Genomic DNA, 8,782 nt, shown 5'->3' with positions numbered 1-8,782 from the left:
ATCACTAATGGCACGCTGCCAATGCCCTTAACTTATACAAACCAACAGTTCGAATTATTAACCTATTTAGTGCCCCTTACAGCGACTACCATTAGAACCGATGAAAATGACCAAGTAATTGAATTTATAGCAAAAAATACGCAGTTATTAACACAAATCAAAAAAATTCTATTACTTATTTACTTAACACTTTTTATTACATCTATTTTTATCAATATTATTTATTATCGTTTATTTAAACAGATCGAACGATCTATAGTTCAAGAAATTTGCAATGATGATGCGCCAGGAAACCCTTTTATTCAAGTTACGGAACAATTGCGTAAACTGAAAAACACATTTGATTGCGTGCTACAAAACCAAGAAAAAGAAATACTGTCTCTTGCAGAGCAAGCCAATATGGACACGCTAACAGGCCTAAATAACCGCCATGCATTCCGAAAGGAATTGACTGGGATATTGAATAAAAAGGCAGGACAAAAAAACGCAATATTATTTGTAATACGTGCAAGTGAATTAAATACCATTAACTCACAACGCGGGTTTCAGCAGGGTGATGAGTATATTATTAGCATTGCTAAAATACTCCTCAAAGCAGCGTCTCGAAGGGTATCAGCTTCTGTGTATCGAATTTGCGGATCAGATTTTGCTATTATCGGGCGCGAAATGAATATCACTGATGCGCAATCTATTGCCAAAGAAATAAAAATACAATTCGATCAATACCAAGGCATCAATAAATTAGAGAGCGTAGCCTATAGCGGCATATCAGCCATTATTTCTGAACAGTTGCCTGAACAAGTATTAGCCAGAGCAGATATGGCGTTAGCAAAAGCGCAAACTGAGGGGGGGAATAGCTGGGTATTTGAGCAAAATGATACAAATGAAGAGCCTTACGGACAGCAAAAATGGCAGGAAATTATAGAAGGGATTATCGCCAAAAGAGCATTAATGCTCCTACACCAGCCTATTCAAGCAGTACACCGCAATATGACTGGTTACCAACAAATATTTACCCGTTTTATCGCTGAAAATAATAAAACAATTCCCTCTGATACTGTTTTTGCTATGGCACAACGCATCGATATGACGGTTAAAATTGAGCAACTTATTATAGAGACCGTGATCAGCCAGTGCCGTAATAGAACTGAGAGCCGCGATCGTTGGGGTATTAATATCAGCAGTTCTGCAATGCAAAATAATGCCTTTATCATTTGGTTAGAGCGTTTATTACTACGAGAGTCTCATATAGCGTCATCACTAATCTTTGAGATGCAAGAAGCGGTGCTTGATAGCAACTTAGTGGCTAGCAAACGCATTTTTGATCTGCTGAAACGTACAGGTACACACTCTGCAATCTGTAATTTCGGCAAAGGAATCGGTTCATTTCGTCTATTCAAAGATCTTAGACCCGATTTTGTTAAAATTGATCCGAGCCTGATCATCAACCTTGAACGTGACAGCGCGAATCAGCAATTTATTCGCATGATAATTGATGTGGCACATCGGATGGATTGCTGTGTTATAGCAGAAAGTATTGAATATTTAGAGCAAAAACAAATATTAGAAAATATGTACATCGACGGTGTGCAGGGTTTTTTTATAGCGCGCCCTAGCCCGCTATAAAAAGTCAATATTTATGGTGCCTCAGCGTACTTTATTAGGACTCAATTGCGCCATTATGATGTCTCAATTTAGGACAACTAGACTTCATTTTTGTACCTAGCTTGTAAGCACAATTAGGATTGATTATTTTATATTTTAAAATAACATGAGTATAAATACAGCCAATTCCACATCGGGCTTTGCAACTGCAAATATCTTTTGTACAATACGTGCTAAATAAAATAACTTCTTCAATGCAAGGCTCTATCATGCCCGCTATTATCACAGCAAAACAGCAATATATCCTAAAAAAAATTAATAAAGGTTTACGCCATTTAACTGGCCAAGCTATCGCTGATTATAATATGATTGAAGCAGGCGATCGCGTTATGGTGTGTTTATCCGGCGGTAAAGACAGCTTTACGATGCTTGACATACTAGTTGAATTACGTGCAGCTGCACCTATTGATTTTGAGATCATTGCTGTTAACTTAGATCAAAAACAACCAGGATTTCCTGCTCATATACTGCCTGACTATTTACAAACATTAGGTATTGAATACAAAATCATTGAAGAAGATACCTACAGCATAGTACAGGATAAAATACCGCAAGGTAAAACAACCTGCAGCTTATGTTCGCGCTTACGGCGCGGAATTTTATACCGTACAGCTAAGGAATTAGGCGCAACAAAAATAGCCCTTGGCCACCACCGAGATGATATCCTGGCAACCATGATGCTAAATCTCTTTTTTGGTGGAAAGCTGAAATCTATGCCTGCAAAACTTGTTTCTGATAATGGCGAGCATGTTGTGATCCGCCCGCTTGCTTATTGTAAAGAAAAAGATATTGAACAGTATGCAGAGCTTAAAAAGTACCCTATCATTCCTTGTAACTTATGCGGTTCACAACCTAACCTGCAGAGAAAAATCACTAAAAACATGCTCAATGAATGGGATGAGAAGTTTCCTGGTAGGTTAGAATCTATGTTTACGGCAACGCAAAATGTAGTCCCCTCCCATCTTTGTGATACTAGCCTTTTTGATTTCAAATCAATCACAAAGAATTCAGGTGTTATCAATGGGGGAGATATTGCGTTTGATAAAGAAGATCTACAACACATTACCGAAGAAACAATACCGATTGAGGCTCAATTCTACGGACAGCACCGCACACTAGAAATAAGAGAACTGACTTAACTGGTTAATAAAAAATAATAATCGCTTAGGCTTGTTTTAGATCAGCTTAATGTTTTTTTACACTAAAAAAATCACTGTTTACTATAAAAAATAGGTAGGCTTGCACAGATAGTCATTTATAATCAACGCAGTTTTAATAATTTTAATTAATCTAATGGAGAAAATAATGAGAACACCTCTTGTAATGGGCAACTGGAAACTAAACGGAACAAAAGAATCTGTAACGACTTTAATCAAAGGTATCGAAGCGGCTGCAGACGCTGCAACAAATGTTGAAGTTGCTGTATGCCCTCCCGCTATTTTTATTGAGCAAGTTGCTAATTTAGTTGCTAATAACAGCATTGAATTTGGTGCGCAAGATGTAAGCACAAACATTGAAGGTGCGTATACAGGTGAAACTTCACCCGTAATGGTTAAAGAGTTTGCTGCAAAATACAGCTTAGTGGGTCACTCAGAGCGTCGTCAGTACCATAATGAAACAGATGCAGTTGTTGCAGCTAAATTTGTTGCAATCCAAAAACACGGTCTAATTCCTGTGTTATGTATCGGCGAGACACTTGAAGAGCGTGAAACTAACGTCACTAAAACGGTTGTTGAAACCCAACTTAAAGCTGTTATCGACGTTGCTGGTATTGATGCATTTGAAAACTGTGTAATTGCTTATGAACCAGTTTGGGCTATCGGCACAGGTAAAGTTGCGACTTCAGAGCAAGCACAAGAAGTGCATGCTCATATCCGTTCATGGTTAGCTGAGCAAAGCAAAGTTGTCGCAGATAAAGTACAAATTCTTTACGGCGGCAGTGTTAAAGCAGCAAGTGCTAAAGAGCTGTTTTCTCAAGCAGATATCGACGGTGGTTTAGTCGGTGGCGCAGCATTAGTAATTGAAGAATTTGTTGGTATTATTAACGGCGCAAAATAAATCGTCCTAATAACTAATACCTTAACAATAAAAAGACGTATTTAATGCGTCTTTTTTTATACCCAATGTATTGCTTCTTATATTGATTCTCGGTGCTTACTTGTTAAAAATGTAATTAAATTAGATCAATAATGTAAATAAAATTTGCATTTATAAAGACGCTGCGTGCTATGATATGCAATAACCTTTTATAACTATCTTGGAGAACCTATGAATTCACCAATCCTTAATACCCAATCGCGAAGTCACTCTATCTCAATTAATACGGTGCTAAAAAACACCTACATTTTACTGGGTATGACGTTGGCTTTCTCCGCACTCACTGCCACGCTCTCTACGATGATGCAGATTGGCCCAACAGCTTCATTAGTGCTTATGTTAGTTGGTTTTGGTCTATTATTTGTTGTCTCTAAAACGGCGAACTCAAGTAAAGGATTATTTTGGGTCTTTATGTTTACGGGCGTAATGGGTGCCTCATTAGGCAATATGCTTAATAATTATTTAGCCATGGAGAATGGTACAGCACTTATTATGCAAGCACTTGGCTCCACAGCCCTTATCTTTTTTGCATTATCAGCCTATGTATTAACATCTCGTAAAGATTTTTCATTTATGGGCGGTTTTTTAATGGCAGGAATGATCGCTGTTATTATCGCAATGGTTGCTAATATCTTTTTACAGATTCCATTGATGCAGGTTGTGATCAGCAGTGTGGTTGTGCTTATCATGTCGGGTTTCATTCTCTTTGATACCAGTCGTATTATTAATGGCGGCGAAACCAACTATATCAGAGCAACTGTATCGCTCTATTTGAACCTGTTTAATATGTTTATTCATCTACTCGCCTTATTAAATATCTTAGATGATTAGTAGATAAATGCAGTGCAACGCTTGCCTTTTACTATCGACGCCAAGGCAAGCGTTATACTTTTCCGCCCCCCTATTAAGCCAGACGAATTTTTCGATTTCTTAAACAAATCTTTCATTACTTTTAACTAATACTCCGCAGATAAACGGCAGTTATTTACCCCGACTGAATAATGGCATTTTACAAAATGCTAAGTAGCATAACGATAGCTTAGAAGAAAAGCGTCAAGCAAGCAGTGATACAAATAGAGTAGAGGAGCTAAATGAAGCGACTTAATGCAAATTTCTTTTTGGTGCCGCTGTTATTAATCTTATATTCCTGTAGTGAGCCCCAAATAATGTTACAGCCACTGAATCAGCAGCAACCGATCCTCGCTTTTGGTGATAGCCTGACCTTTGGTTACGGTGCACATAAAAATAAAAGTTATCCTGCACAATTAGCTAAGTTAATTAATAGACAAGTTATCAACGCGGGAGTTAATGGGGAATTAAGTAGCACCGGGCTGGCCAGGCTTGAAAAATTATTAGATAGATATAACCCACAACTGCTGCTCTTATGCCACGGCGCAAACGACCTGTTGCAAAAGTCGGACTTAGACAAAATGGCTGACAATTTAAAAGGTATGATTAAATTGGCTCAAGATAGAGATATTCAAGTTGTAATGATTGCTGTTGCAAACACTACTTTGCTATTAACCCCACTTAAACAGTACCAACAAGTCGCGAAGGAAATGCATATTATTGTAGAAAAAGATCTTCTATCGAATATCTTGCGGCAGGCAAACTTGCACAGTGATTTGCTTCATCCTAACGGTTTGGGTTACCAAAAAATGGCAGAAACTATTGCGCAGTTATTAACAACCCATGGCGCAATAGAATAGCATTTTATGTTATTAATGGCTGTAACCTAATTCCTGAGCAGGTTGAATATTGCTTGCTCCCCAAGCCGGGTAGATAGTTGAGAGTATACTCATCAAAAGTGCTATCAAGGTAATAGTCAGCACTTGTATATAGTCGAGTTGCGAGGGTAAAAAATCAATAAAGTAGATATCACCCGATAAAAATTTGTGCCCTATCAGCGTTTCTAGATATTTAATTATCCTTGTTAAATTAAGTGCAATATAGACACCTAAAAACCCGCCAAGCAGTGATCCGAGCAAACCGTTAAATGCGCCCTGTACAATAAATATTGAGCGCAACATCCATTTAGAAGCCCCCATTGTTTTCAAAATGGCAATATCTCCACGCTTTTCGTTTACGGCCATCACTAATGTTGACACAATATTAAAACAGGCGACAGCAACAACCAACAGCAAAATAAGGTACATTAATGACTTAACCATCTGAATATCTTGGTAAAGATAACCCTGACTAGTGATCCAGCTGCGAATGTAGAGGTAGGAAGATAAGCTGTAGGCCACATCACGTGCGATGTTTTGCGCTTGCAAAACATCATCGACTTTAAAGGCTATTGCATTGGCATCGTCCATGGATAAAAGTACCTTAGCATCTTCGATATGAATAAAAGCTAAGGCATTATCTAACTGCCCCCCCATTTCAAAAAGTCCGACTAATTTAAACTTTATTACACGCGGGGCCTTTAACTTGTTACCTATCTGTTTCTGAGGTAATAGCAGAGAAAGTGACTCTCCGACAGACATTTTCAACTTATCTGCAACACTTTTACCCAAAATAATAGAGTGTTGACCGGCTTTCAATAAAGTCCAATCACCCGCATTAATATACTGCTCAATATTAGTGACATTATTTTCTGTTTCAGGCTTTATAGCGCGAATTTGCAGCGCTTTCATCTGATTATCTTTCTGCAATAAGCCATTAACAGTGATGTAGGGAGTGGCGGCGAGTACACCCGGATACGACTCAATTTGCTTTAATGTGCTGGGTAGATCTATAAAACTTCCTTTCACCATCTCCAATTCAGCATGAGGGACAACGGATAACAGCTGATCGCGTAGTGCTTTTTCAAAACCATTCATTGCCGAGAGACCGACTATCAAGACAGCCACTCCCAGTGAAATACCCAGAATTGAGGCTACTGATATAAATGAAACAAATTTATTTTTATGCTTTGCATGACTGTAGCGCAAACCGATAAAAATTGAGAGTGGACGATACATTATGAATTACTCTGTAAAATACCGCTAACCATATATACTTGGCGGTTTAATTTATTGGCTAACTGCTGATCATGAGTGACCACGACAAAAGCGGTGCCTAGCTCTTGGTTAAGGGTTTTAATCAACTGATAAACACTTTCAGCACTTTGCGCATCAAGGTTTCCTGTGGGTTCATCTGCCAATACCAATGTCGGCTCATTGATTAATGCCCGTGCGATAGCTACGCGTTGCCTTTCTCCACCTGATAATTCTGAAGGGCGATGCTGTAAACGTGCTGACAACCCAACACGGGTTAGCATCGCTTGTGCTTTTTCAGTGGCCGTTTTGATCTCAACGCCGGCAATTAACAGTGGCATCGCCACATTCTCAAGAGCATTAAATTCAGATAACAAGTGATGAAACTGGTAGACAAAACCTAAACACTGATTACGCCACTTAGCTTGTCGATTTGGAGAGAGTTGGTGTATGTCTTGTCCCTCGTAAAAGACCTCTCCGGCACTGGGTTTATCTAATCCCCCTAACAGGTGCAATAACGTACTTTTTCCTGAACCTGAGCTGCCGACAATCGCCAATAACTCACCTCGTTGAACGCTGAGTTGAACGTCCTGCATAACCGTATTAAATAACTTACCGTCTTGATATGTTTTACTCAAATTAGAGCACTCTAACATCGCTTTATTGTTTTTTTCTTTATTCATTTCTTAACACCTCAACAGGGCTCACGTTGGCTGCGCGATAGGCAGGATATAAGGTCGCCAACAGACTTAATAACATAGCACCCAACATGATCACCAATATTTGTAATGGTTCATAAAGCACGGGTAATACTCGAGCCCCCCCCGATGTGTTAGATATAACGTGTACACCTAAAAAGGACATGGTTTCATTAATATAATGGCTTAATAATAAACCGCTTACGGTACCAATTAACGCGCCAATAATGCCACTCCAAGCACCTTGAATGATGAAAATAAAATTAATGGTTTTCCCTGTCATCCCGAGTGTCTTTAAAATAGCCACTTCACTATTTTTGTCACTCACCACCATCACCGAAGATGAGAGAATATTAAATGCAGCAACACAAATGATTAAACATAACAGCAGCCAAATCATATTTTTTTCCATTTTCACCGCTGCAAACAGCTCCCCATGAGTCTTACGCCAGTCGGTTAATATTTGACCTGGCTGTAATACTGGCGGCGTCCAAGACTCGATATCAAAAGGATCATTAAGATAAAGTCGTAGGGAGGTGATTTGCTTTTTATCTATACGGATAAGACTAGCCGCATCTTCCCTATGCATTAGCAGTAATTGCTTATCTACGTCAGAGCCGACGTTAAATAAACCTGCCACCGTAAAATTGCGCTGGCTGGGCATGCGGCCCAACGGCGTATAGAGGGTGCCACGAGCAGAGATAACGCGCACCTTATCACCAACATTAACTCCCAATTGGCGTGCCAAACTTTGCCCCATAAGGATTTTATAATCACCGCCTTTAAGGTCTGCTAATTGACCGATATAGAGACTCGATTTAATAACATTACTGCTATAACGCTCCGGCTCAACACCTTCAAAAATGACACCTTGCAGGCTATTTTGAGTCTGTACGATAGCTTCACTGCGCACTACTGGCTCGACACTTCTAACCGCATCAATTTTTAATAAGTCAGGAATTTGTTGTTGCCAATCACTCAATACATTATTTGCATTGCTAATCATGGCATGCGGCACGGCACCTAAGATGCGCGTTTTTAGCTCCTGCTCAAAACCATTCATCACCGACAAAACGGTAATCAACGCAAGCACGCCTAATGTTATTCCACCTGTTGAAAAAAGTGAGACAAAGGAGACAAATTTATTATTGCGCTTGGATTTGGTATAACGTAATCCAATAAATAAACTGAGGGGGTAAAACATAAATTCCTTTGTTTCTTGAGGATAATAAAGTGCGTTATAATCATCACAATGAGAACGTCAGTCTCTACACAACAGCATAGAAAAAAGTAATAACGCATTGATTAGTGAACATTCTAATGTATCTTTATAAATCAAGA

The 8,782-nt window shown here is 39.0% G+C and carries 8 protein-coding genes; 5 read left to right on the top strand and 3 right to left on the bottom strand.

Annotated elements, in window-relative coordinates; genetic code table 11:
• From KSO91_RS04385 to KSO91_RS04365, 5 genes are all read left to right on the top strand, one after another.
• Positions 1–1,626, top strand: a 1,626-nt coding sequence (locus KSO91_RS04385; protein WP_238741698.1) for an EAL domain-containing protein, incomplete at its 5' end; no start/stop codon positions are given.
• Positions 1,627–1,874: 248 nt separating this feature from the next.
• Positions 1,875–2,804: a tRNA 2-thiocytidine(32) synthetase TtcA gene (gene ttcA, locus KSO91_RS04380; protein ID WP_238741696.1), complete on the top strand. Its 930-nt coding sequence runs from the start codon at positions 1,875–1,877 to the stop codon at positions 2,802–2,804.
• Positions 2,805–2,970: 166 nt separating this feature from the next.
• Positions 2,971–3,723 (top strand): triose-phosphate isomerase, encoded by a 753-nt coding sequence (gene tpiA / locus KSO91_RS04375; RefSeq protein ID WP_238741694.1) that lies wholly within the window; start codon positions 2,971–2,973, stop codon positions 3,721–3,723.
• Between the two features lie 210 nt (positions 3,724–3,933).
• Complete coding sequence (locus tag KSO91_RS04370) at positions 3,934–4,593, top strand: Bax inhibitor-1/YccA family protein (protein WP_238741692.1); 660 nt, start codon at positions 3,934–3,936, stop codon at positions 4,591–4,593.
• 260 nt (positions 4,594–4,853) lie between these two features.
• Entirely contained in the window at positions 4,854–5,471 is a 618-nt protein-coding gene (locus KSO91_RS04365; protein ID WP_238741690.1) for a GDSL-type esterase/lipase family protein, read from the top strand.
• 12 nt (positions 5,472–5,483) lie between these two features.
• Here KSO91_RS04365 and lolE read toward each other — a convergent pair whose 3' ends face one another.
• Genes lolE through KSO91_RS04350 form a run of 3 tightly spaced genes read right to left on the bottom strand, consistent with a single transcriptional unit; the run spans position 5,484 to position 8,645 of the window.
• A complete protein-coding gene (gene lolE, locus KSO91_RS04360; RefSeq protein WP_238741688.1) occupies positions 5,484–6,728 on the bottom strand; it encodes a lipoprotein-releasing ABC transporter permease subunit LolE in 1,245 nt (414 codons plus the stop codon).
• Complete coding sequence (gene lolD, locus KSO91_RS04355) at positions 6,728–7,426, bottom strand: lipoprotein-releasing ABC transporter ATP-binding protein LolD (RefSeq protein WP_238741686.1); 699 nt, start codon at positions 7,424–7,426, stop codon at positions 6,728–6,730. Before lolD ends, lolE begins: the two co-directional genes overlap by 1 nt.
• A complete protein-coding gene (locus KSO91_RS04350) occupies positions 7,419–8,645 on the bottom strand; it encodes a lipoprotein-releasing ABC transporter permease subunit (RefSeq protein ID WP_238741684.1) in 1,227 nt (408 codons plus the stop codon). The genes lolD and KSO91_RS04350 overlap by 8 nt, the downstream gene beginning before the upstream one ends.
• Positions 8,646–8,782 lie beyond the last annotated feature (137 nt).

It is taken from the genome of Psychromonas antarctica (assembly GCF_022267535.1).
GTDB lineage: Bacteria > Pseudomonadota > Gammaproteobacteria > Enterobacterales > Psychromonadaceae > Psychromonas > Psychromonas antarctica.
This window is presented reverse-complemented; position numbering and strand designations above follow the sequence as displayed.

Bases quoted from the DNA above. Each gene is read 5' to 3' on its own strand.
- KSO91_RS04350 (WP_238741684.1), bottom strand. From the start codon at position 8,645: ATGTTTTACCCCCTCAGTTTATTTATTGGATTACGTTATACCAAATCC.
- lolE (WP_238741688.1), bottom strand. From the start codon at position 6,728: ATGTATCGTCCACTCTCAATTTTTATCGGTTTGCGCTACAGTCATGCA.
- tpiA (WP_238741694.1), top strand. From the start codon at position 2,971: ATGAGAACACCTCTTGTAATGGGCAACTGGAAACTAAACGGAACAAAA.
- lolD (WP_238741686.1), bottom strand. From the start codon at position 7,426: ATGAATAAAGAAAAAAACAATAAAGCGATGTTAGAGTGCTCTAATTTG.
- ttcA (WP_238741696.1), top strand. From the start codon at position 1,875: ATGCCCGCTATTATCACAGCAAAACAGCAATATATCCTAAAAAAAATT.
- KSO91_RS04365 (WP_238741690.1), top strand. From the start codon at position 4,854: ATGAAGCGACTTAATGCAAATTTCTTTTTGGTGCCGCTGTTATTAATC.
- KSO91_RS04370 (WP_238741692.1), top strand. From the start codon at position 3,934: ATGAATTCACCAATCCTTAATACCCAATCGCGAAGTCACTCTATCTCA.